The sequence below is a fragment of the Streptomyces sp. NRRL F-5126 genome (assembly GCF_000721265.1).
Lineage (GTDB): Bacteria > Actinomycetota > Actinomycetes > Streptomycetales > Streptomycetaceae > Streptomyces.
On the sequence record NZ_JOFZ01000078.1, the window covers coordinates 1 to 458 of the forward strand.

Genomic DNA, 458 nt, shown 5'->3' on the forward strand with positions numbered 1-458 from the left:
GCCTGGACGCCCATGCCCTGCACCGGAACTCCCTCGGCGCGCAGCTTCTTCGCCAGTTCGTAGTAGGCGGTCGACTTCGCGTTGACGCCTTCGACGTTGTAGTCGTTCATGAACAGCTTGGCCTTGGGGTCGGCCCGGTGCGCCCAGCGGAAGGCGTCGGCGATGTACGACGGGCCGAGTTGCCGCAGCCAGAGCGAGTCGCGCAGGGTGCCGTCGTCGTTGAACACCTCGTTGACGACGTCCCACTGGTAGATCCTGCCCTTGAAGTGCGTGACCTCGGCGGTGATGTGGTCGCGCAGGATGCCCCGGAGCGCCTTCGCGTCGAGGGAGCCGTCGGCGACGCCGTCGGTCAGCCAGGCCGGGAGCTGGTTGTGCCAGAGCAGGGTGTGCCCGCGGACCTGCTGGCCGTGGGCGCGGGCGAAGCGGACCAGCTCGTCCGCCTGCGACCAGTCGTACCG

General features: G+C 68.8%; 1 protein-coding gene. It reads right to left on the bottom strand.

Going from position 1 to position 458, the window contains the following annotated elements; all coding sequences use genetic code 11:
- The coding region (locus IH48_RS0132395; protein ID WP_030913003.1) for an endo-1,4-beta-xylanase at positions 1–458 on the bottom strand (458 nt) is incomplete at both ends.